Below are 22,791 nucleotides of genomic sequence, written 5' to 3' on the forward strand. Positions count from 1 at the left end.
ATTGACAGTTTATTTAAGAATACCTTGCCGCATATTTATTAACTCCTTTTAAATAGATACTTAAATAATAGCACGTAAGAGCATATTTGTAAAGGAATCTCCAATTTTTTATCAAAGAGAGTACGTGATTACAAAATAGCTGTAATAATGTACCAATATTTGTTATTCTATAATCTTCCAATTACTCCCGTTCTTTTCAAGTACCAAATCAAATTGAGATACCTGCGTTGCTTTGGTCTGCTGGTCGATATACTCCACTGTCAGCGATACCGTGACTTGATTATCCTTACGATTGTGAATAGGATTTACCAGTTCTTGAAAGATGTACTCTTTTCCGATTGGTTTTAATATCCCGTCATTCACATAGTAGGAAAGTTCACTGGCTGTCGCTGTAGGATAGAGCTTGAAGAACGTCGTTAAAAACTCATTGATTTCATTGGTTGTAATGGAATCAACCGTCCCCTCACTTTCAATGGCTTTTGGTTTATAACTTGATTTCTTAGGTATGTTGGTAATGGTCGGATTCTTAACCAGTACCATATTTCCAGAACCATCTACATAGACACTCACTATATAAGCAGAGTGGACGGTCTTTGTATTTTCTCCCTCTGTAATGAGCTGGTCTACACTGTAGGTTACATTAAACTCATTGTCGCCAGTTGGCTCTACCGTCCATATCTGAAATCCTCTTACAGAAGACGATACAGGAATATCTTTGCGTACTGTATCAACATTGAGAGCTTGAAGTTCATCTGTCAGATAGCCTTTTAGACTTTCCATTCGATTATCAATGGACTTATCGGATTGCTCCCATGAATAGTAGACTTTCGCAAAGTTCTCTACAAAATTTTCTACATGATGAGTATCAACGTATTCCTTTTCTATGATAGTTGTTTCGTGAATAGTATGAGTATCTATAGCTGTAAAGTGCTTGAATATCGCAAAGCTGAAACTAAGCCCTAAAAGTACCCACAAGGCAATCACAACCTTTTTATGAGGATTGACCTTATAGACACGAGGTTTCTTTTCCTTTGGTATCTGTTTTTCTTTATTCTGATTTTTTCTAAATTTCATCATTAAATCTTCCTTTCTCATTGTTTGATTCGTCCTGCTCCCACTAAATGCTGTTGCCAGTAGGGGCTTGTTAAGTCGGCATAACCGATTGGTTCGCCTGCATGAAACATACGGTTATTGCCAAGGTATATCCCAACATGAGTAATATAAGAGCCAGCGTTATAGGTAGAATGAAAGAAAACCAAATCGCCAGCTTGTGCTTCCGATAGTGGGATATGCTGGGTCACATCATATTGCTGTTGTGCGGTTCGTGGTAAGTTAATTCCAGCTTTTCCATACGTCCATTGTGTCAGTCCGCTACAATCAAAAGAAGTAGTCGGGGAAGCTCCACCGTAAACGTATCGCCAGCCCTCATATTTCAGTGCTTCGTCCATGATGGCTTGTACCGTATCATCATCAAACTCTGTTGTGACAAGATACTGCGTTACCAGTTGCACATAAAACATATTGCCATAGTTGTATCGCCAGCCCCCATTGATAGGTATGGCTATGGGATTGGGGTAAGACACTTTTTCGCCACCTGAATACTCTTTTGAGAAACTTTGAGCCAGTTCAAAGGTATATTTATTTCCACGATTAGCCACATACCCTAAGAAACCACCACCATAATTGTAGGACTGGATAACCGATTCTAAATCTACACTGAGCCTTTCGCTACTGGCTAATAATTCACTGAAATACTTCACACCTTGCTTAATGGATTCTTCTGTACTCAATGAATTAGGTGGAAGACCGAGGGATTCCGAGGACTGCATAACATCTTCCGCAGTACCGCCCGATTCCACCTGTATAATCGCAAGAAGTATGTTGACATATTCTTCAACGCCATATTCTTTGGCATATTTTTCTACCATAGGCTTATGAGCCAGCACTTCTGCGGAAACATTCACACCTCCATAATGAATATTGGAAATTCCGCTGTCCTGTTCATCTGAAAATAAAATGGCAACAAACAGAAGCAGTGAGAAGACCATCAAGAATAATCCAGAACCACCAATCACTAAAGTTTTCAACTTCATGGTTTCTTACCGACTTTCTTAATGGTGGCGGTTTTGATTGGTGGTCTACTTCTTGTATTTTGTAGTGGTACTCTTTGAACAGTAGACGGACGTTCTTTTGTGATTGGACGTTGTGAAGTTCTATCTGCTGTAGTGGTTGAAGTTGCTGGCTTTTGAACGGTTTTTTCTTGAACGGTATTGCCTTGGCGTTCCACTTTTGGACTTGAAAAATCGGACTTAACTGCTGGACGCTCTTGTTTGGCTTGTTGAGATTCCTTATATGAAGTCTGAATATTAGACTGTTTTGAGGTCTGTTCATCATGATATTGTTCTTGTCTTGTAGTCGGTCTTTCATGAACAGAAGAAGCAGGCTGTTTTTTCTGTTTGACCTGTTCCATTTCAGAGCGACGCTTCGCAATGGTTTTTCGCCTTTGTTCCTGCTGTTCCTTGCGTCCACTGGCTCTGTCCGCTTTGGTTTGAGAAATACTACTGGTTAAATCACGGACATTCTCTTTTACTTTGGATTTTCCTTGATATACTGCATATCTTGCATTGGTCGGCAAATCTTTAACCTGTTCTTTCAAACCACTAGCAGTGTCTACCATTCTGTCTTTGGTATCAGCTACTGTACCGATGGTTTGACCGATACGTTTTCCAAGTGTTGATTTTTCCTTTCCGTCTGGTCGGGAGTGATCTGCTTGTGTCCTTGCAGAACTCCCCGAACCCGACTGTCCTTTTTTACCTGTAACAATGGCAGACCCAGCCCCTAGAGTAGTCATGGAACGTCCAAGTTTCCGCTGTAGACGGTGCATGTGAGCGTGCATAAGCATACGAGGTTTTCTCATCACACGACTTCCCACACTTTGAGAATCGTTACTCTGTAGAGAAAACATACTCATTAAATCGCCCAGCTTGAAGTAGATTCCTGCAAAGGTCACAATCTGTAGAAAAGCAATCAAAAAGAACGGATAACCAGCCGATAAGGTATAGAGCATGGTTGAAATACTAAATGCTGTCGTAATAATCAATGTGATTCCAGCTCGTGTCAAAATGGTATTAAAGAGCTTTGTTATGGCTCGTTTTGACATACCATCAAATGATGGAATCATGCTTAAAATAAAGCTCACAGGCAGAAACATAGCATAGATGATAAAAAGTACCTGCGAGAAAATCATGATTCCTGTTAATAGGAATACAAATATGGAAATCCCAATATTGAAGACAAATAGGAAGAAGACTGTACCTAAACGGTTAATGGTCTTTGTAATGGTTAGATTGGTATTGCTTCTGTCTTCAATTTCTTCCGCAACAATTTTTTCTCTGTCTTCGCCATTGTTGGAATCTGGGCTGGTGGAGAGCAGGCTTTCCACACGGTCAATACCGATACTTTCAATGTCTGAACTGTTGTATTGAAGCAGTAGCCACGGTTGCTGAACCTGTATGGAAAACAGGCTATCTCTGATTAAGTCCACGCTGTCCTTGCCTTGACTATCGGAATGGGGCATGACAATCTTCGTGCCAAGTGATAAACTGGCATTACTGATGTCTGATGAAAAGTCATTGATTTTTTTAATGTAGTCGGGAGCGTAGGCAATAAAGGAAGCCGATAGGATAAACACCAGCACAAAATTCATAATGGCATGAATTGCCTTTGTGGTTTCTCTCTTTATCAGTCCCGTATAGGCAACATAAACCCCAAGAACCAAAATCAAGAGTAAGAGGAATCCAACATAGAAACCCTCTGTTGAAAATCCGTTTGCACTCACACCAGCTAAGGTCTGCATATTCTTACCAATGGAATCTGCTGTAGCGGAAATGAAGTCTAAGGAATAGGCTTCCTGTACTAAGTAACCTGTCGCATTGGAAACATACAAACTGATTGTCCAAATAAAATTGGTAATGGCATATAGTCCATACATGACCTGTTTTCCAATCCCGTCCGACCAGTTCCACGGAAGCCAGCCCCAGCTATTATCCACATAAAAATCCAGTTGATAGTTTTCAAGTGGGTATCGGCTGTATTCATTTGCCACATTGACCGTATCATCTACCAAGCCCGCAGCTTGAACCACCGTTCCCAGCATGGCTAAAAGAAAAATGGCAATCACAAGTGTGAAAGCCACTGTCATTGCCACTTTACCTAGACGTTTCAGCGTCCAGTTTGATTTTATTCTGTTTACTATTGATGGTTTCACATTTACACCTCTTTTCGCACAGGTGGTCTGGTATCAAAGGCATGGAGCAGTTCTTCAAATACAGGGTGGAACTGTATCACACCGACACGACCATATAAATCACTGATAAGGCATTGCCCGTTTTCCAAATCACGCAATCGCTTCTGATTGTTTTCGTCCTCTGGGTCTACACCAAAAAAGGCTAAGGTCTTTTTAATCTCGTTAAGGTCAGTGGAACGAAATGCAAATTTTAAGCCGAGGTTATTTTTCAGTTTTTCATCTAAGAGGTCGTCTGTATTTTGGGTCACGAAATATACCCCAGCGTTCATAGCACGACCAGCCCGAACCAGCTTCATAGATAGTGTTTTTCCTTGTGCTACCTGTAAAAAGCTCCATGCTTCGTCTAAATCTACAATCTTGAAAATGCTTCGGTCTGTATGGATAAAGTCTAAAGCAAAGGTACTAATGACAATCAGCATAGCAACGGATAAAAGCTCCATAGTGGTATATTCCTCAAAGGAAGTTTCCTTGTCGGGAAGTACCAAGTCCGCAACCTGTATAATGTTCAGTTGTTTTTCTAAGCTGATAGACTGCTCCACATAACCATTACTGAATAATAAATGTGCAAAGTCATAGTCTGTAAAACTTTCGATATGGTCGGCTATACTGGTACTTAGTGGCGTATTCTCAACCCGTAATTCCTCAATCACTTTCATCAACCCTCGTACTTCACTATTGGTTACTGCACGAATGGCTTTTCTAAGGATTGGGAAGCGTTCCCCATCACGAGAGGAAATCCCCGTAAGGAATGTCAGAATATCAATAGCCAGTGATTCAGAATCTTTGGGATTTTTCATAATCACATAAGGGTCAAGTAAGCCTTTGTTTTTCTCATCAGAAGTCAGAGTGACGATATTGATTTCATGGGAAATCTCTGGCAAGGTTTCTTTCCATCTGCCACGTTCTGCTTTTGGGTCTACAATCACTGCTTGTGCCCCATAAAGCACCGCATAATAGACGATAAGGTTATTCGCAAAGGATTTACCACCACCCAGCGAACCAACAAAAGCCGACGCTAACGCATTGGTTACTGAACCCTTAACCCCTTGACTGGCAAGAGCAGGTTTCAGATAGACATTGCGTCCAGTATCTAAGCTGTAGCCAACATAAATCCCCTCATTTTCCCCCAGCATTTGAGTAGCACCAAAACCTAAACCAGCGAGGAAATCAGAGGTCAATAGCGATAGGTAACCCTTTGAAGTTATCTCTAGGTTTTCCCCCGCTCCACACCGTACGTGCAACTTTCATCGCATACGGCGTTCCAACTTGTTCGTATTTCTTTAGTGAAATTCAGTTAAATTACATTCTAAACGATATTTGTTTAACTTCTTCATTTGCTTATTTGTTAGTTGAAGAAGTTGTAGATACTCTTTAATCGTTTCTTTTGTTTTGGCATGGATGAGTCTGTGTACCCATTTATGGATAATAACTAGGTTATCAAACTCATCTGTACCCCCAAATTTACGAGGAATAATATGATGACAATGAACATCTTGCGTTCTTAGAAAAATCCCTGTAACGGAACATTTTCCATTTTGCATAGAATATCTTGACAGTCGATTGTCTAAGTATTCAAGACTTTCATCTGTTTCCATCGTACTAAGGGTAACCAATTCAGAATAAACCGAAGGTTTTAATTTCCTCAGTTTAGCCAATCGTCCATCTTGCGTATAGTTGTTGATGTGAGGTTTGAAAAATTCTAACCTTTTCCATTTCACGCTATCTAATGGAAATAAATAATTCTTCCTAACACAAAACGTTCTTTTTGTGAGAGGATAAAACTTTTTATACGTAATGGGTGGGCTTCTAGGGATTTCATATTTTCCGAATGGTTTTAAACGATTATATAGTGCTGGTAAGCAGGAATAGTAGATAGAAGAAAAGTCATGGTTAATCAAGGTGGCTTTTTGATAATAATTCTGAATACCTCGTACATACTGGTTGTATTGGTTAACAGTTTTTCTAGTAGGAGATTTCTGAATTGCTTTTATCTTTTCTCTGATTTCCTTCTTAATTCTACTTTTTGATTTCTTTGAGACTCTCGAAACAGTAACATATTGTTGTTTCTTTTGTTTTATGACCTTTAGCTCGAATCCTAGAAATTCTGAATAATTTCTTCTAAGATTTGTAATTTTTGATTTGTCTGGTGAAATATCTAGGTTCAACCGTTGTTTAATATATCCCTTGACCGCATGATAGATTTTTACTGCATGTTTATGATTTGTTGTAAAGATTTTAAAATCATCACAATAACGTACGATGTGCATTTTCTTTAATTTCGACTTTACCAAAGCATGGTGCATATTATCTACACTGCTATATTTTCTTTTTGTTTGAAATGTTTCCCATTGATTGGCAATCCACCAATCTAAGTCATTTAGAACAACATTCGATAATAATGTAGATAACACGCCACCTTGTGGGACGCCAGAAGTGGAAGTGCCTTGTCCTGCTACTGTCACTTTTAACATTTTAGAGATTATTGCTAATACGCGTCGATCTTTTATACCGATGGTATAAAGCTGTTTGATTAACTTTCCATGATGGACGTTATCAAAGAATCCCTTAATGTCGACATCTACCACATGATGACATTTGCATTTATGTGCAATAAAATTACATCTTGCTATTGCATGTTCTGTAGAGCGATTAGGTCGGAACCCATAGGAATGTTTGAAAAATTTTGCTTCACATATGGGTTCTAACACTTGTTTAAACATTTGTTGTATCAAGCGGTCTTTCATAGTGGGAATGCCTAGAGGACGAGTTTTCCCATTACTTTTTGGAATGTTGACTCGTCTAACTGGCTGCGGCTGATAATTTTCAATTGTTTTTCGAATATCATTTACAAACTTTTGTTTGTTTTGAAATTTGAAATCACTGATTGTTTGATTATCTATCCCAGATGTTTTAGAACCAGTATTTGATTTAATAATTCTATATGCTAGTAGGATATTTTCCTCTGACATAATTATTTTATAAAGGTCAATACCTTTTGTTGCTTGTTTGCTACTTCTTTCATAGAGCCAATCAAAAGTTTCTTGCATTTGATAGTATTCATAATATCGTAATTCTGTACTCACTGATGGATTATTTCTCCTAACTTTAAAATTAGTCCCATCCTCTTACCAGATCTTGTGAGTTTCATTTAACTGTATTCACTTTTCAAAGAACAAGTCTTGGGGCTATCCCTCCACGTTGATTAGACGCTTCACAGGTACTGTGCCCCTACTCTCGCAGAAATTAAGGATTTTCGACTATTAGTCTTATATCCAACGCTCCAATAACAGTTGTTGAATAAGTGTTTTCTGTTTTCCTCGTTCCAGTTATTCTAGCCATACATCTATCCTTAGGTGCTTACTTTGAGCCTGAATATTATATAAGGTCATTGTTCCTTATCCCGAATTTCATAAATACGACTCTTACTTTTCGGTAATATTCGTTGCTTTTGCAACCCAATTATCTTTCGATAAAAGTCATCCTTTAGACCCGTACATTCGCAAGTTCGTCAGTTCCGTAGGAACATTCTCACCATAGATAGTTTGTGGCGTCCCGGCATATCCTTTACCATATAAGTTATTACTTACTTAGGTATTGTTCTGCCGACTTTACCTAGCTTCACACGAATATTCACTGTTATGAATATTCGCATGTAGGAGTATCAGACCAGTTGCTTCAACCAACTTGACGGTTTTCATTTCAACTGTGAAATAACTAGTTGTAATTATCTTTAGTTCTTGATAATTCTCCCATTTCATGCCTATGCACTTATAGGGAAACGAGTCGCACCGTATTGAATATAATCATTCATATAACGCTTGCTGGCAGGTAAAAATTCTTCATGTAAGCCGAGCATATCCCCAAATGGTCGTACCAGTTTTACGCTTAAATCGTCATAAAAATCTTTCACTTCATTACAACGACGTTTGAGTTCGTCAAGATCATTTGCTGATACCCTTACCACATAAGACAGCTTGTACATAGATTCCTTGCTTTGGTCTAAATTGGTTTCCAGCTCATTCACACTTTCCAGAGCTTCCGCCACATTGGAGCTGGTTTCATTATCACTTTGCCAAGCGTGGTTATCCAAGTCTTTCAGTTCTTTCTTTTTATTGCGGACAGTAGATAGGGCTTTACGATTCGCTACAATTTCCACATTCATTGACGTATCAATCGGGAATGTAAATTGCTGTTGCTGGTAGTAGAAGATTTCAGAGGACGGGAAGTCCAGTTCTCCGACAATGCTGTTAATGGTAAAGTAAGCTACATAGACGGTTTCATCTTCCTGCTGGATTTTCAAATATCGCTGTTTTTCTTCCACCAAACAGCGAGTAGGCTTAATCAAGTCATAGTATTTAATCAGCGTTTCATTATCCAGCTTTTTCTTTGATAGATGGTACTCATACTCTTCATAGGCAGTGCCTGTCTGTCCGTAAAGGTGTTCAATCAGATAGCCGAAGTCGTCCTTATCTAACCTGCGGATTTTGAAACGACGAGAGATTTTATTTTCTAAGAGCTTTTCCATCTTCTGAAAACGCAGGATTTCATCATTACTCATACTAACAAAATCGCCCATCAGCTTATGGTTCACATCATAGACAAAATCAGACAAAGCATTTTTTGCTTCAACGGTAAGACTTTTCATAGAAAACTCCTGATCGTTGAGAAGCAACTTAAAGCCGATAAAGAAACGGTAGTTCACTTGATTTTCGCCAATCATGGATATTAAAGCGTCTGTCTGTTGGTCGATTTTGTCATAGGCAACCGCTTTGAGCTTGCCAGTGACTTCATTTTTGGAACGCTCTTGTGCAGAACGTATGCTGGATTCTGTACTGATTTGTAAAGCATGAATTTTGCCATCACGATTTTGTGCGATAAGCTGTCTGAAAGAATCATGCACTTGTATTTTCTGTTCTGGACTTAGAAATGAGTAATTGTAAGGAACAAGCTCATAGTAAGCATAACATTCCCCGTCTTTATTCCAGACGAGATTGTTTTCAATGTATTTAATTGGATATGCCATAAAATTCACTCCTAACTGCTGTAATGGCTTCTTGTGGCTGGTTTCTGCCAAGCGTTACTTTTTTTCCTGCATAGGTCAGCTTTGGTCGCAGTGCATAAGCAATGACAGACTTCAAAAATCCATAAGGCTTTTTACCATCAAAAGTTTTTGTAGACATAAACCATGTGAAAGCCACAGGAATCCCAAAGTATTTGAGAAATGCTCCCTCTATCATGGAAAGAGGGGGCAAGTTGCCAAGTATCATCACTGCAAAGAGTGACACGACAAACCATGTCATTTGCGTAAAGGTTATGGGAAACGGAAGTCTAAAATCATTGATAGAATACAGTACCTTTTCCACAGACCAGATACTGGTATAGCTTCGTATTTTCTTCATGTAATCAATCCTTTCATAAAAAATAGGGGTAGCTGATTGAGCCACCCCGTAAAATAGAAAATCTGCCAGTAGTAATGTACCGACAGATTTAATAGACGATTTCAAAAATCCCATGATTGGTTGAGATAAACGTTCCTGAAAGGTCTAAATCCCGACCATAGGCTTGATAATCAATATAGTTTTGAAGACTAGCTGGTACTTCGCCTAAAGCACCCGTTTCTTCAATGTAGTAGCGTGCCACGTCATACATATCATCACAATCGGAATGAATGATAATATCCTCTTGATGTTCGCTTAGTTCTTCAATGCTTGAAAAATGAGTGAGCAGAGCAGATAGCTCCGATTGTAATTCTTCGGGTAATTCCGATACCATTTCCCATAGTCGATTGAGTTCGCCAATGGAAGTGTATTCGTCAACCGTAAAGGGTAACTCGTAGTCATGAATGGCGTATTCCTCATATTCATCATTCAAGCCGATTTTCTCTTTGACTTCCTCAAAGTCAATGGGAAAGGTAAACCACGCACCGACCAATTCGCCCTCATTGTATTTGCCTAAATTCGCAATATAGACTTGCATATCGTCCATATATTCACGTCCTTTCTTTGTAGAGATTCAAAAATCCCTACCGCACTTCGTTTGGTGTACCATTCCTTTGCGGAACATAAGAAAACCACTTATATTCCACAAAAGAACGGTTTTATTTAAGCACCAATAATGCGATTGAATAGCTCTAGTAAAATGTCTTTTACTCCAGCAGCGTTGAAGACTAAGCCAACCGCAATAATCGCAATAATTAAAAAGCCAATCAGTTTGCTAAACTCACGCTTGAAGCCAAGATACAAGCCAATCACAACGATTGCTAAAAGCACCAGTGATTGAGCGTTTGATAGAAACCAGTTATAAAGGTTTTGTCCAAAATTCATAAAAATGTTCTCCTCTCTATATTCAATGAATTTGTATTTGAGTTATTTTTTTGTTGTTATCACGTCCTGTTCTTTTACTGACTGTTGCTTCAAAATCTGCTTGTGTCGGTCTGTCAGTTTCGCATGGTCGAGAATGTCTTTTACAACCTGCGTCTGGTTGATTTCATCAAGTTTAATCGCAACCTTTAAGGTCGGGGCAACTTGATGAGATAGCCAGTTCAGCGTCCTTTGGAAGGAGTAAGGCTCTGGTTTTGTGGTTAGTTTTAATCGTTCACGATTGTTCCCAATAAACCAAGCCCATTCTTCATTCAGTTTCCAATCAGAACGAGGTTTGGAATCGTCTTTATCTACAAAACGGATATACCGATTGATAATTTTAAAGGCGGTATGCTCTGGATTGTCATAGACGAGTAAATCACGGACTGCATAATAGGCACGCTCATTTTTCAATCGAATCTCAAAACGGTTTTTTACTTCTGCGTCTTCAATGGGAATATCATTTTTCTTGTACTGCTCGTAGTCCTTTTCATAGATACAGAAATAAACTTCACTTTGTAATGAACCGATATAGAGGGTGTTTCCCATACATTCCTTTTCCTCTTTGCGTACCAGTTCGCCACTGCGATAGCTTTTAAAACTGCGGAAGACGGAGATACATTCTTCCTGTTGGCACTTTTCAGTGAGTACAGGGATATTCAAAATCCCTGTCTTATCGTTAATGGCAAGGTCAAGGCGTTTCATCACACCGCCAGCCACCAAAACGTCCATAAAGAACTCATACCAGCTTCTTTGTTGTGCCAGAAGATAGCTTTCAAATTGTCTGCACCCACGACCTTTCAATTCCACCAGAACTCCTTTGTCCAGTTCATGGGAGCAAAGGACGAATATGTCGCCTAAAGCATAATGCTCTGAATAAGAATAGAAACCATAGTCCTCATGAAGAAAATAGGACAGTTTCAGTTGTAAGATGTTTTCGACCACCTGCTGTACGTCTGTTGTCGGAAAGCGAATCCTTACATAATCAAACAGCATTTCAAGGGGAGCGTCGGGATTGAAGCGTTCCAGAGCTTCCCAAAGGGACTGCTGTAAATCCTCTGATGGCTTGACTTTTCCTGTTTCAATATCGCTTAGATACTGCCTTGTAATACCAGTCGCAACAGCTAAACGGTTTTGAGATAGTCCATAAGCCAAGCGTTTTTCTTTTAAATGCTGTAACCAAGTTTGTTCATTCAGTAAAAATCCCTCCAATCAAAAAGGCGTATGTCAACTTTTAAAGCCCATTTGACATACGCTGAAATTTTGTAAATCCCTTGTAACCAAAGGATTTTCTAATGTTTTTTTGACTGTTTCCTGTCGATTTGTACCCCCCTGTTAGATACGGGGGGTTAAGTGCTGGCGTGGCTATTGCCACACCAGCCAGCAAGATCAGTCCACACCTGCGACTTCCGCTTCGCACGTCGCCTGCGTGGACTGTCTGCTGTTGGATAACTTTTTAATTTCCTCCAAGAAATCATATCCTTTTGGTACAAGGGGAGTATAAAACTCTGATATGACACTTGTTCCTACATCAACATAGCCACGACCTTTGATTCGCTTTAAGAAGAAATCCTTTTGTACGTCACTGCCAAACATCATGCCATAGCCCATTTCAGACATACGACCTAAAGCCACTCTGAAATTAAACTGATCACGGATTCCGTCGCCTAAATATTTTGCGTCTGGACGTTGACAAGCCAGTATTAGAAAGAAGCCAGCTTGACGACCTAACATGACAATCTGTTTCAGCTTATTCATAACTGCGGTGTTTTCTTTTGTTCCCAGCATTTCCATGAAAGCGACGTATTCATCAAAGATTAAGAAGTGTGCCGGGAGACCTAAGTAAGCATAATTTTTGCCAGTCTTATAGTTCTTCATCTGCTTCATTTCCTCACTACGTTTCATCATTTCTTCATAGAATGTTTCAATGCAAGAAAGCAAGTCTTCTTTTCTATAGTAGACATTTGCCATCACAGAACCTAAGTCCGCAAGGTCAGCATTTTTCGGGTCAAGAATATACAGTTTTGAATCTGTATGAAGCAAGGCTTCAATCAGTGTCAGTATAAAGTAAGTTTTACCGCCACCTGTACCACCAGCAATCAACATATGAGGGAGCTTATCATATTCCCACCATACGTTTTTCATTAAGCGAAGTTTACCATCTTTAGCTTCTACTTCATCAATAGAAATACGACTGGCTATGGTGTCATAGAGCAAAGTATATTCCACATAGGAATCCTTTAACTCTTTATCCGTCAGCTCACAGTACAAGCCACTCTCTAATTTCTTTTCCAAGTGTAAGAGTTGGTCTTGATATTTTCCCAGCGTGATTTCCACCCGTATCTGTATCAAGCCATTTTTAAGTCGATAATACATTTTAGGGAAGTAGGTTATCTTTTCCTTTGTACGACCAGCACTATCTTTAAAGAAACCCTCTGTTTTGACCTGTTCAGATTCATACCACTTGTTTTCAAGTATCATCTTTGCCAGTTTTTGACGGTGGTAAAGTTGTTTAACCGTATCATAGCGAACCCGTTTGAATACAAACGCTACCAGCAAGCAGATAAGAATTGCGACACTGAAACTGATAATTAAATAGGGAATGTCAATCTTATCTGCTTGTGATAGGTTAAAATCCTGCCAGTTGATCTGCTGGATTGTCTTCACATGAAACAGTCCGACAACCAGCAGGAAAACAGGCAGGAGTGACGCTATCGTAAAATGAAAGACTAAATCTTTACCAGATGGGCGAATCCTTTTACCACGCTGTTTCATGCGAAAAAGTCTCCTTTCTACCTAGCGACTATTTGTCTTGTGTCGGTTCTTTCTTTGCTTGTGGTTGAGCTTTGAATGAACTAGAATCCTTTGTCAGCACAATATCGTCTGCCTTGATATACCAGTCAACATCTGCTCCTTGATAGGTGGCAGTAGCAACGGTGTCCGCAATGGGATTGATAAGTTCCACCCGTGCGTTATAATCAAACTCTTTCAAAGGCACGCTGGCAGGAATACTTACTTGAATCATGCGTCCTTGTCCTTTGGATTTTAAGTCATAGGTACGTTCCTTGATTTCATCTGAAACCGACCCGTCTTCATTTTGGATTCTCACTTCACGACGTAGAGCAGAGAATTTCAATTCTCCAAAAGTCGTGTCTTTATCTAATACAATGCCATTTGCTAATCTCATCATTTTTCCTCTCTTTCTTTATTCTTTTATCATGTCGTCAGCATGTAAAAGGTAATTTGTAAAACCACGAGTGCCGATTTTGTAGCCCTCTGCGGTAATACGTGGATTGACTAACTTCACACGTTCCTCAAAGCCGAAATGTTTTTCGCCAGCTTCAGCAGGAAGCACCACCACAATATCATCTGCTCTTTGAACATCAGAATAGAGATTATAGCTTCTTGATAAGACAGTTAGCCGTCCGTTGATTCTTCGCTGAACGACTTTATCCTCGCCAGCAAATTCTAAATTGCCGAATGTTTTTTCCATGTTGGGAATCACAAATTTAAGTTCCATATTTTTACCTATCCTTTCTTTTTTATTGGCTGAATGAATGTTTGATGGTCTTAAAGAGTGGGGAACGACCTTTTGATTCTTGATTTTTTGTTTTCATAAGTTCACTTCCTTTCAAAATCGGGTAAAAAAATAGACACCTCATTTTTTGAAGTGTCTACCTATTAAATATTCAAATTTTATTGGAAGTATCTTTATATCTTCACTTTTCAAGGATAAATCGTCGTATCAAAGCTCATTCATAAGTAGTAAATTAGTAGTAAATTGAGTGGTTTTGACCTTGATAAAGTGTGATAAGTCCAGTTTTTATGCGGATAACTAGATTTTTATGCTATTTTTAATAATAAAAATAAACTAGAATAGCTCCAATTATTATTAGGATAAAGCCAATACCAACTAGCATATTCAGATTAGTACTAGAGCTCTCGGCCCATGTTTTAAGTGAATAGAACGCGGCATTTGGAATATCGGAAATAGCTTTAATTTTCATGATTATCTTCTCCTTCTTTGTAAGTGAATAGTTCATTAAGATCAACTTCAAAAACTTTAGCAAGCCGGAAAGCAAGTAACATTGTAGGAATATAATTTCCTTTTTCCATCACAAAAATGGTTTGTTTAGAAACACCAACTCTATTTGCGAGCTCTTGTTGTGAAAGTCTCGCTAGTACTCTAAACTCATAGACTTTGTTATCGATGGAATCGCCAAAATCTTTTTTCATAGAATCACCTCTAAAAACATAGTAAACTATTATTTTAAAAAAGTAAAGTATAGTTATATTTTGGATTGTTCCAGTTTACTAAAGATAGTTTAAAAAGGTCGATAATTGGGAAAAAAACAAAAAAATACAAGAGATTTTTCTCTTGTATTCTTAGTCTTTCCTATTTTTAAAATAACTATCAATAGAATTCTTTATTCCTTCAAAATCATTCGTCATGAATAGTAGTGCAGGGACTTTGATTATAGGAAGTTCGTTTTCATTCTCAAAAGGAATAAAGGGATCCGGAACAACTAAATAATCAACGGAATCCTTATCTCTAATGTAATTAATCGAAACATCGTAATACGTTGAAAAATACCTCTTTAAATCCTCGTTATTCAGGACAGCTGGTGCGGGGAAAATTGACGTATAGGTTAAACCTGTACTGACGGTTAACACAAAGCATATTTTTTCATACTGCATCATTCCTTTTACAATAATGATAAATCTAAGAAAACGCTTTGTATATGTTAATTTCATATAACTGAAGCTATTTAAGCTGTATGAACAGGTAGGCTCACAAAAAAAAGACTAGAAGAACTAGTCCCAAAAGTATTAGAAATTCAATTAAACTAAACGATTAGCCATAGGATGATCCCGATTAAATTGAACAAGATCCCATAAATTCCCGTATAAATCTTTAAAAACAGCGACGGTACCATAATCCGCAACTTTAGGCTCTCTGACGAATTCCACTCCTTTAGAAACAAGGTTGTTATAATCACGATAAAAATCATCCGTTCCCAGAAATAGAAATACTCTGCCGCCAGACTGATTCCCTATAAAATCTTTCTGAATCGGTTTAGAAGCTTTTGCCAATAATATGGTGGCGCCGTTTGAATTTCGGGGAGAAACCACCACCCAGCGTTTATCTTGTTCAGGTTGGTAAGTATCTTCAATCAAATCAAAATCAAGAACATTTGTATAAAAATTTAGCGCTTCATCGTAATCGTTTACAATCAATGCAATGTGAACAAGACTTTGTTTCATAATAACCCTCCAACTATTTAGTGATAAGGATATCGTAGCAAATAATCAAAATAGAATTTTAATCGCTTAATAAAGGCTAGATATATCAACAAAAAAACAAGCGATTGCAACAATCAGGAACCCGATGGCGAGTGATAAGCTATGCCACTGTCCTAACATTATGAAGGGAGACGTATTTTCGTTACCATTTCGTCTAAGTCCAGTAAAGGAACGTTTAGTCATCCAAAACTGCCACATAGCAAGCAACAGGAAAAAAACACCAATTATATAGCGCATCGAATCTCCTCCTTTTCTTCTATTGTACGCTCAAAAGAATCAACCTACAAGAACTGAGCTAAGCAGTTTATGGTATCGAAAGCTAGAAATGGAGAAGTAAGATCAGCGTGCCAGCAAGCTCAAATTCCATAGTGAATCATGTACTTATTTTCATTTTTTGCTTGCATGATTATTTTACAAAGTTCATTTATCTCATCTTTCTGCTTCAATTGTTTAGCTGATAAAACAATCTCTAAAAAGGCAGACGATGATTCAGGAGGTATAATTGTCGTTCCATAATAAGCTAAGCCGTATTCCGGTCGATCTAAGGCGTGAAAATATGTTTTAAACAAAGATAGGGGCCGTAGTAAAATTTGAATATGTGCATCATCAATTGAAATGCAATGAAATTTTTCAGGTGTGTATTCCTCATAAGACGTTTCAGTGAGTTTATCTATGATCCCAAATTCATGTTTTAAGGGCATTCACATTCTCCTTTTTTCTTTAGTTACAAAAAACGAACTAATTATACTAGCTCGCTAATGATCTGGGTGCAAACTTCTTTGGGAGCGAGCTTGGTATTGTTAATTTTTAAATGCTTCACCGCTGGAAAAAGCTTCTTTACTTCATTTTCACGGCTTTCCAAACGGTTTTTTCGTGCCGAAGTTAAGATTTCTTTCCTTGAGAATTTGGTATCTCGTTTGGAAGGCTTAGCTTTCAAGCGCTCTTCATGAACATTCCGCTTTAGGCGTTCCCTCAAGGCGGCAACAAGTTCGACAAAATAGACCTCTTGATTGGCTTCTAAAAAGATCGAAGAGATATCCTGTAAAAATTCAATGTCATAGGCTGAATCGAAGTCGATAACTACGGTGAAGATGATTATTTTGGTCGTATTTGTCTCTGGACTATTGACGAAGGCTTTGAACAATTCTTTTCTGGTCCTATCAGAGAGCAGAAAGGCGTCTTTGCTGTAGCCGAGGAAATCTGCGAAAAGATCCAATGTTTGATGATTGAACAACAGCTTTCCATCTATTTGTTTTTCCAATTCTTTTCCAACAGTCATCTTTCCGACAGCCTGAGAGCCGATCAACACGATCAAAGCCATGGTTCTCACATCCATTCATTTTCTTCCATAGTATCAAAGCTGTTGGAGATTGGAAACGCCTTTGAACAGATCAATCAACGTAAATATGAGCTTGTATTTTTAAGGAAGGTATTTCAAATTCGCAAACATAGCAGTCCTCCTTTTTTCGTTAAGCATAACAAAAATAAAATGGTGAGATCATTCGTTTTGGACTGTCTATTTTCCTTTTTTATCAGATTTGTATAAGCATTTTCTTCTTTAAGCTTATTTTTTGAGTTGTTTTTTTATCCGTGTTACGGTGAATAATGTAGTAAACAGCAGGAAAAAAATGATACGAATGCTGTTGATCGATTTTAACCACTACTGCACATGATAAAATAGGAGGAATTAGACACATGGCAAAAGAACAAGCTTTACCAGCAGTCGAAACACGTCTCTATATTAATGGCAAATGGGTGGAAGGCTCAGAAGGAACCAAACCAGTAACAAATCCGGCAACAGGAGAAACATTGGTTGAGGTTCATGTCGGAGGGGAAAAGGAAGTTCACGCGGCAATTGAAGCGGCGAACAACGCGTTTCCTGAATGGTCGCGGACATCTGCGGCTGAACGAGCGAAATTAATGAATAAAATGGCTGATCTTGTGGAAGAAGACGCGGATCGCTTAGCGACGATCATGACAATGGAGCAGGGAAAGCCTTTGACGCAGGCAAAAGGTGAGATTCAAACGAATGTGGAGAATCTTCGCTGGAACGCGGCAGAAGGACAACGATTATTAGGTGAAATCGTCCCATCCCCAGTGACCAATCAATGGCAGGTACGCAAGCAAGCGGTGGGTGTCGTGGGCGCCATCACTCCATGGAATTTTCCATCGAATATGATTATTCGGAAGATTTCTCCAGCGATCGCTGCTGGCTGTACGGTGATTTTGAAGCCATCGAAGGAAACGCCGCTATCTGCTTTAGCGTTGATGGAATTGTTTGATCAGGCAGGGTTTCCTGACGGCGTGGTAAACATCGTCTTAGGTGATTCTTCTACGATTGGACCAATTCTTTCAGAATCTGAAGACGTACAAAAGATCACCTTCACTGGTTCAACTGGAGTTGGTCAAAAGCTAAACGAACAAGCAGCGCCAACGTTGAAAAATGTTTCAATGGAATTAGGCGGACATGCGCCATATATCATTTTCCCTGACGCAGACATTGAACGGGCAGTGGAAACATTGATTCAAACTAAGTTCATCAATAATGGTCAGGTCTGCACTTCACCAAATCGAACCTTTATCCATAAGGATATCAAAGATGAAGTAACGAATCGTATCGTGGAAGCGATCAAAGAAGTAACAGTCGGAAACGGATTAGAAGATCCAACAGTAGGACCCCTGATCAATCAAGCTGGCGTCGAAAAGGTTGTTGAACAATTGAAGGATGCGACGGATAAGGGCGCAAAAATCTTAGCTGGCGGTCATAAGCTGGATGAAGGCGAGTATGCTGATGGGAATTTCTTTGAACCAACTGTCTTAGATGGTGTCACAAAAGAAATGAATATCTTTTATGAAGAAACCTTTGGTCCGGTGATTCCGTTGATTACCTTTGAGGATGAGGAAAAAGTCATTGAAGACGCAAATGATACAGAATTTGGATTGGCATCTTATTTCTTCTCAACCAATATCCATACAGTGGAAAATGTCAGCAGTAAATTACAATATGGCATGGTCGGCGTCAATGATACCTCTATTTCCAATTCGGCGACACCATTTGGCGGAGTAAAACACTCAGGATTTGGTCGTGAAAATGGCACGTATGGAGTCGAGGAATATGTGAACGTCAAATTTGTCAACATTCGTACGGCTAAATAATCAAATAGTAATAAAAAGAGTGATCCTTTTCTTAGGATCACTCTTTTTTGTCATATATTAAGTTATATAAAAAGGAAGAAGCGAAAAATTCTTAGTAATTAATAAAAATAATAATTACAGAATTTATTTTATATTATCCGTAATTATCATTAATTCAAACGGAATAAAAAAAATTTAACTATTAGTTTCTAAAAAAATTTATTTTTATTTTAAAAAGTGAATTAAATAACTTTGCTTCTTTGTCATGAAGCTATTACAAAGAGCTGTATGAGCTATTCGATAACACTCTCTTTTTTTAAGAAGGCAAAAGCAGAGAAGTCTTTTATCAGTTACCATTATTATACAGTAAGACAATGGATAAAACGAAGCAATATTTTATTTTTGTGATATTGCTTGGCTTTTTCTTTTGTCGGACAAAAAAGCTAAAGGAGGGGAAATGAGCGAGTTTTAGTGCTTTAAAAAATGAGTTTATCAGCATGGCACAAAAGGGGTTTTGTTTCATGCACCAAGGACTGCTAGTTTTTTAGAAGTCGGAGTTGGTGGGGATAAGCATAGGAGTTAGTGAAGAGGGTGATAGTATGAATTTTAGAGATATTTTAGGGGTAAGCAATCTGCGGCATCTGCGTTTGGTTGAATTACTTTACGCGTGCCGCATTGGTCTATCAAGTGATCAATTACTTGAAGAATTGGAATGCTCATTATCTGTATTATTAAAGGACGTTAAGCTGATCAATAGCCAGCAAGACGCTTTTCGTATTGTAAAATATAAAGGACTTTATCAGCTGCAAATCAAATCGCATGTCAGTATCAATCGACTATATGCCGACACGATCCAGCAATCGCCGGAGTTTCAAATTATTGAGGAACTGCTGTATGAAGAGTGCGAGAATATTATTGATCTGTCGAAGAAGCTTTTTTTGAGTCCATCGAAGACCCAAAGGAATCTGAAGAAGATTGAGAGTGTCTTGTTGAAAACAGGTATCACCTTGCAATACCGTCCGTTACGTTTGGAGGGGAATGAAAGTGTGATTCGGCACATGTACTACCGCTATTTCATTGAAAAATCAGACCGTTTGGACTCGTTATATCGGGATTTAAAAGAGTTCCAGATCAAAGCCATCACGGAATTGGTGAATCAATTCATCCAAGTGAATAAACTAGAGGATAATTACATTTCTCGTAAACGTTTAGGCTATAACATGTATATCAGCTTGTGGCGGATTAAAAATGGACATTATTATCCAACCTTAGAACTGGAAAGTGATCTGATGCTGCCGGAAAGACAAATCTTAGATGCCTTCAAACGGATGGCGTTGGAAGTTTTTCGCGTGAAGCTGTCTTCGGATAAAATCAAGGATTGTCTATGGTTGTCGTATGCGGATGTGGTGGTTGCCAGCAAGACGCAATTGAACAGTGCACTAAGAAGAGAAGATGAGTACGCGAGCTATTATTATCGTCACTTAGAACTAGTGGAGGAGTTCGATAGCTTATTGAATTTTTCATTGGGCAATGACAAAAAACAGGAATTGGCGATCGTTTTGATGAACGAGCATCGGATTTATGAGCCGGATGGACAGCTGATTGATATTTTATTCCGTCAGCGGAGAATCTTTTTAGACAAATTGTCTGAGACCCATGACCAAGCTGTCAAAAAGGTAAAGAAAATTGTGGATCATTTTGTCCGACGTTATCAGATCTACCAAGAAGAGGATTTTAACTGGAATTACGTATATCTTTTGATAACAATGGTTCCTCAAAGTCTGACATTGTTGGCGAGCTGTGATCGACCATTGAAGCTGCTGCTATTGTCTGAGTTATCACCGACAGAGGAATTTTTTTTAGGCAGTCAAATCGAGAATCAAATTTACGGGAATTTTGAAGTTCATTATGTAGAGAAAAAATTGACCAATGTGAACATCAATCGTTCAGAGTTAGAAAAATATGATGCACTGATTACTTCAAGCAGTGTGGAAGAAGTACCGGAGGAATATCCGACTGTTGTCATTGATCCATTTTTGACGAATCAAGATGTGTATCAATTGCAGCAGCTAGTTAGCAAATTAGCCGGATGAAAGGGTACGTTTCCACCCAATAGAGGGCGTGGCTTAGACGACCACAAAAGCCCTAAAGAAAAAGGCAGCGAGGAAAGCGACTAGCTTTCTTGGCTGCCTATTTGTGAATCAGTTCCTTTTGCAGTTTAATAATTTTGATAGGCAGAGATTACTTCTTAACCAGATGCGAGACAGGTGGTTTAGCCTAATCGTATGTGTAGCGAGAATTAGTTTTTTTTTCGTAACTGAATTATCCATTTAGATGAGTTTTTTGTTTTTGTCATAAATCTTCGTTTCTTGCGGATTTTTTTGCGGATTATCTGTGAGTTGATTCAGGATTTTATAGGCGTGGCTGAAATTTTTCGCATCGACTTTATCAAAGAATTGCCGGCCTAGTTTTTCAAATTCTTTGGCTAAACGCTCTTCATTCGTAGGAATTTCATATTTAGGGTTTATAATCGTCACCTCTTCCAAAAGACAAACACGTCAGTTCTACACATTTATCTTAACATGGTTAATTGAAGCGGGAAAATCTGGTTACAATAAAAAATCGTTAAAGAAGGGCCATGATTGCCTTCCTTAACGATATTTTTTCACGTTTTTTAGTCTCGTTGATTGTGTGGTAGTCCGAAACGGTTTCTTGAAGCGTTTTGGCAAGATAAGTGAGATTAATTCAAACGGTGTAGCTAATACAGTCCAAGCGACTTGACGGGCGCTTGGATGGAAATAGTAAACCTGCATCAATACAAAATGGAGCAGTAATAATCCTGGCAATAACTGAAGTCCAATCTGCCATACCGCATCCCATTGGGTGAAGTAACGCAGGATACTCAAGCCTAACGGATACAAGTAAAATAGTGAAGTTACGATATTTACCCGCCAGCTTTTAGTCAATAAACGAATATTTAATAGGAAAAAAAGTGCGGAAAGAACGACACCGATTGGCGGAAATAAACTGACTAACAAGGAATAGAGGGCCCCGAAAACTAAGATTCCTGGTCCTTTGATCAAGGCGGAAACAAGGATCAATCCACCGATTAATAGCAATTGCTGCTTGATTGTTGCGATACATAGCAGGGCAAAAAGTGCTAAAATCGCCCAATGCCAAAAGCTACTTAGTGGCTCCTTATCAGGATAGCGTTGTTTCAGATAACGCGCGGCATTTGGAAACTCCTTTTGAAAATCAGGCATACACTCACCTCTTTCTAAATAGTAACTTACAACGCTTATTATAGAGAGAATATTTGAAAGAGACATCCGACTTTCGGCGGATTTTCTGTGGGATTTAGACGGAGTATTTTTTAAATATAAGGAAAGAATAAATTTTTCACATGATTAAGTCGCTTGACAGCAGGTGTATTCATGTCCGGCTTCACGAACTAGCTTTTCTACGCATACAGTTACTGCTAAACTCCGTTAAGCAGAACTAGCATTTCGGCAATAAGTAAAAAAATTTCTAAATTTGAGGAGCACCGAGGAGGTACCAATCAACATCAGTTCTCTTCGATCACTGTGTTTCTTGGCAATTTAAAAATATTTTGGTCTTATTGCTGAGACACACAGCGACTGCTTGCAGAGCTGATGTGGAACAGTACCTACCTGATGCTCAAAAGAT

Annotated in this window: 21 protein-coding genes and 2 pseudogenes; 2 read left to right on the forward strand and 21 right to left on the reverse strand. The window is 38.6% G+C overall.

Annotated elements, in window-relative coordinates; all coding sequences use genetic code 11:
• Positions 1-162: 162 nt before the first annotated feature.
• From AUF14_RS00205 to AUF14_RS00305, 19 genes and pseudogenes are all read right to left on the reverse strand, one after another.
• The gene (locus AUF14_RS00205; RefSeq protein WP_001224318.1) at positions 163-1,095 is read right to left on the reverse strand and encodes a conjugal transfer protein; all 933 of its coding nucleotides are present in this window, start codon (positions 1,093-1,095) and stop codon (positions 163-165) included.
• On the reverse strand, positions 1,092-2,093 hold the full coding sequence (locus AUF14_RS00210) for a bifunctional lytic transglycosylase/C40 family peptidase (RefSeq protein ID WP_102865852.1): 1,002 nt from the start codon (positions 2,091-2,093) through the stop codon (positions 1,092-1,094). The genes AUF14_RS00205 and AUF14_RS00210 overlap by 4 nt, the downstream gene beginning before the upstream one ends.
• A complete protein-coding gene (locus AUF14_RS00215) occupies positions 2,090-4,267 on the reverse strand; it encodes a CD3337/EF1877 family mobilome membrane protein (protein ID WP_000804748.1) in 2,178 nt (725 codons plus the stop codon). Before AUF14_RS00215 ends, AUF14_RS00210 begins: the two co-directional genes overlap by 4 nt.
• Before the next feature lie 2 nt (positions 4,268-4,269).
• Positions 4,270-5,496: pseudogene (locus AUF14_RS00220) on the reverse strand (ATP-binding protein); the annotation flags it as partial.
• 90 nt (positions 5,497-5,586) lie between these two features.
• On the reverse strand, positions 5,587-7,389 hold the full coding sequence (ltrA, locus tag AUF14_RS00225; protein WP_002303686.1) for a group II intron reverse transcriptase/maturase: 1,803 nt from the start codon (positions 7,387-7,389) through the stop codon (positions 5,587-5,589).
• 692 nt (positions 7,390-8,081) lie between these two features.
• A pseudogene (locus AUF14_RS00230) lies at positions 8,082-9,329 on the reverse strand (ATP-binding protein); the annotation flags it as partial.
• On the reverse strand, positions 9,313-9,705 hold the full coding sequence (locus AUF14_RS00235; RefSeq protein ID WP_000723888.1) for a conjugal transfer protein: 393 nt from the start codon (positions 9,703-9,705) through the stop codon (positions 9,313-9,315). The gene AUF14_RS00235 and the pseudogene AUF14_RS00230, both read right to left, overlap by 17 nt.
• Positions 9,706-9,793: 88 nt before the next feature.
• Positions 9,794-10,291 (reverse strand): antirestriction protein ArdA, encoded by a 498-nt coding sequence (locus AUF14_RS00240; RefSeq protein ID WP_000342539.1) that lies wholly within the window; start codon positions 10,289-10,291, stop codon positions 9,794-9,796.
• 116 nt (positions 10,292-10,407) lie between these two features.
• Positions 10,408-10,629, reverse strand: coding sequence for a hypothetical protein (locus AUF14_RS00245; RefSeq protein ID WP_001009056.1), 222 nt, complete (start codon positions 10,627-10,629; stop codon positions 10,408-10,410).
• Between the two features lie 42 nt (positions 10,630-10,671).
• Positions 10,672-11,877, reverse strand: a complete 1,206-nt coding sequence (gene mobT, locus AUF14_RS00250; RefSeq protein WP_000398284.1) for a MobT family relaxase — start codon at positions 11,875-11,877, stop codon at positions 10,672-10,674.
• A gap of 177 nt (positions 11,878-12,054) precedes the next feature.
• Positions 12,055-13,440 carry an FtsK/SpoIIIE domain-containing protein gene (locus AUF14_RS00260; protein WP_000813488.1) on the reverse strand — a complete coding sequence of 462 codons (1,386 nt, stop codon included), beginning with the start codon at positions 13,438-13,440 and terminating at the stop codon, positions 12,055-12,057.
• 28 nt (positions 13,441-13,468) lie between these two features.
• Positions 13,469-13,855, reverse strand: coding sequence for a YdcP family protein (locus AUF14_RS00265; protein ID WP_000985015.1), 387 nt, complete (start codon positions 13,853-13,855; stop codon positions 13,469-13,471).
• A gap of 15 nt (positions 13,856-13,870) precedes the next feature.
• Positions 13,871-14,185, reverse strand: a complete 315-nt coding sequence (locus tag AUF14_RS00270) for a YdcP family protein (RefSeq protein ID WP_000420682.1) — start codon at positions 14,183-14,185, stop codon at positions 13,871-13,873.
• Between the two features lie 476 nt (positions 14,186-14,661).
• Positions 14,662-14,901: a helix-turn-helix transcriptional regulator gene (locus AUF14_RS00280; protein ID WP_049218116.1), complete on the reverse strand. Its 240-nt coding sequence runs from the start codon at positions 14,899-14,901 to the stop codon at positions 14,662-14,664.
• A 150-nt stretch (positions 14,902-15,051) separates the two neighbouring features.
• Positions 15,052-15,366: a hypothetical protein gene (locus AUF14_RS00285; RefSeq protein WP_225844236.1), complete on the reverse strand. Its 315-nt coding sequence runs from the start codon at positions 15,364-15,366 to the stop codon at positions 15,052-15,054.
• Between the two features lie 141 nt (positions 15,367-15,507).
• On the reverse strand, positions 15,508-15,930 hold the full coding sequence (locus AUF14_RS00290; RefSeq protein ID WP_049218118.1) for a VOC family protein: 423 nt from the start codon (positions 15,928-15,930) through the stop codon (positions 15,508-15,510).
• 66 nt (positions 15,931-15,996) lie between these two features.
• On the reverse strand, positions 15,997-16,206 hold the full coding sequence (locus AUF14_RS00295) for a hypothetical protein (protein ID WP_049218119.1): 210 nt from the start codon (positions 16,204-16,206) through the stop codon (positions 15,997-15,999).
• 119 nt (positions 16,207-16,325) lie between these two features.
• Entirely contained in the window at positions 16,326-16,670 is a 345-nt protein-coding gene (locus AUF14_RS00300) for a hypothetical protein (RefSeq protein WP_049218120.1), read from the reverse strand.
• 41 nt (positions 16,671-16,711) lie between these two features.
• The gene (locus AUF14_RS00305; RefSeq protein WP_049218123.1) at positions 16,712-17,290 is read right to left on the reverse strand and encodes a DEAD/DEAH box helicase family protein; all 579 of its coding nucleotides are present in this window, start codon (positions 17,288-17,290) and stop codon (positions 16,712-16,714) included.
• Between the two features lie 374 nt (positions 17,291-17,664).
• Here AUF14_RS00305 and AUF14_RS00310 point away from each other — a divergent pair, with 374 nt between their 5' ends.
• Positions 17,665-19,125: an NAD-dependent succinate-semialdehyde dehydrogenase gene (locus tag AUF14_RS00310; protein WP_102865853.1), complete on the forward strand. Its 1,461-nt coding sequence runs from the start codon at positions 17,665-17,667 to the stop codon at positions 19,123-19,125.
• Positions 19,126-19,703: 578 nt separating this feature from the next.
• Positions 19,704-21,197: a helix-turn-helix domain-containing protein gene (locus AUF14_RS00315; RefSeq protein WP_102865854.1), complete on the forward strand. Its 1,494-nt coding sequence runs from the start codon at positions 19,704-19,706 to the stop codon at positions 21,195-21,197.
• 237 nt (positions 21,198-21,434) lie between these two features.
• Here AUF14_RS00315 and AUF14_RS00320 read toward each other — a convergent pair whose 3' ends face one another.
• Positions 21,435-21,641 carry a hypothetical protein gene (locus AUF14_RS00320; protein WP_225844237.1) on the reverse strand — a complete coding sequence of 69 codons (207 nt, stop codon included), beginning with the start codon at positions 21,639-21,641 and terminating at the stop codon, positions 21,435-21,437.
• Between the two features lie 114 nt (positions 21,642-21,755).
• On the reverse strand, positions 21,756-22,367 hold the full coding sequence (locus AUF14_RS00325) for a hypothetical protein (RefSeq protein WP_016181093.1): 612 nt from the start codon (positions 22,365-22,367) through the stop codon (positions 21,756-21,758).
• Between the last annotated feature and the right edge of the window lie 424 nt (positions 22,368-22,791).

Origin of the sequence: Enterococcus avium (assembly GCF_002891025.1) — a bacterium.
Classification (GTDB): Bacteria; Bacillota; Bacilli; order Lactobacillales; family Enterococcaceae; genus Enterococcus_A; species Enterococcus_A avium.

What these genes read in the sequence shown, in the direction of transcription:
- AUF14_RS00205 (WP_001224318.1), bottom strand. Translation starts at nt 1,095, where the DNA reads ATGAGAAAGGAAGATTTAATGATGAAATTTAGAAAAAATCAGAATAAA.
- AUF14_RS00210 (WP_102865852.1), bottom strand. Translation starts at nt 2,093, where the DNA reads ATGAAGTTGAAAACTTTAGTGATTGGTGGTTCTGGATTATTCTTGATG.
- AUF14_RS00235 (WP_000723888.1), bottom strand. Translation starts at nt 9,705, where the DNA reads ATGAAGAAAATACGAAGCTATACCAGTATCTGGTCTGTGGAAAAGGTA.
- AUF14_RS00240 (WP_000342539.1), bottom strand. Translation starts at nt 10,291, where the DNA reads ATGGACGATATGCAAGTCTATATTGCGAATTTAGGCAAATACAATGAG.
- AUF14_RS00245 (WP_001009056.1), bottom strand. Translation starts at nt 10,629, where the DNA reads ATGAATTTTGGACAAAACCTTTATAACTGGTTTCTATCAAACGCTCAA.
- AUF14_RS00260 (WP_000813488.1), bottom strand. Translation starts at nt 13,440, where the DNA reads ATGAAACAGCGTGGTAAAAGGATTCGCCCATCTGGTAAAGATTTAGTC.
- AUF14_RS00265 (WP_000985015.1), bottom strand. Translation starts at nt 13,855, where the DNA reads ATGATGAGATTAGCAAATGGCATTGTATTAGATAAAGACACGACTTTT.
- AUF14_RS00270 (WP_000420682.1), bottom strand. Translation starts at nt 14,185, where the DNA reads ATGGAACTTAAATTTGTGATTCCCAACATGGAAAAAACATTCGGCAAT.
- AUF14_RS00280 (WP_049218116.1), bottom strand. Translation starts at nt 14,901, where the DNA reads ATGAAAAAAGATTTTGGCGATTCCATCGATAACAAAGTCTATGAGTTT.
- AUF14_RS00285 (WP_225844236.1), bottom strand. Translation starts at nt 15,366, where the DNA reads ATGATGCAGTATGAAAAAATATGCTTTGTGTTAACCGTCAGTACAGGT.
- AUF14_RS00290 (WP_049218118.1), bottom strand. Translation starts at nt 15,930, where the DNA reads ATGAAACAAAGTCTTGTTCACATTGCATTGATTGTAAACGATTACGAT.
- AUF14_RS00295 (WP_049218119.1), bottom strand. Translation starts at nt 16,206, where the DNA reads ATGCGCTATATAATTGGTGTTTTTTTCCTGTTGCTTGCTATGTGGCAG.
- AUF14_RS00300 (WP_049218120.1), bottom strand. Translation starts at nt 16,670, where the DNA reads ATGCCCTTAAAACATGAATTTGGGATCATAGATAAACTCACTGAAACG.
- AUF14_RS00305 (WP_049218123.1), bottom strand. Translation starts at nt 17,290, where the DNA reads ATGGCTTTGATCGTGTTGATCGGCTCTCAGGCTGTCGGAAAGATGACT.
- AUF14_RS00310 (WP_102865853.1), top strand. Translation starts at nt 17,665, where the DNA reads ATGGCAAAAGAACAAGCTTTACCAGCAGTCGAAACACGTCTCTATATT.
- AUF14_RS00315 (WP_102865854.1), top strand. Translation starts at nt 19,704, where the DNA reads ATGAATTTTAGAGATATTTTAGGGGTAAGCAATCTGCGGCATCTGCGT.
- AUF14_RS00325 (WP_016181093.1), bottom strand. Translation starts at nt 22,367, where the DNA reads ATGCCTGATTTTCAAAAGGAGTTTCCAAATGCCGCGCGTTATCTGAAA.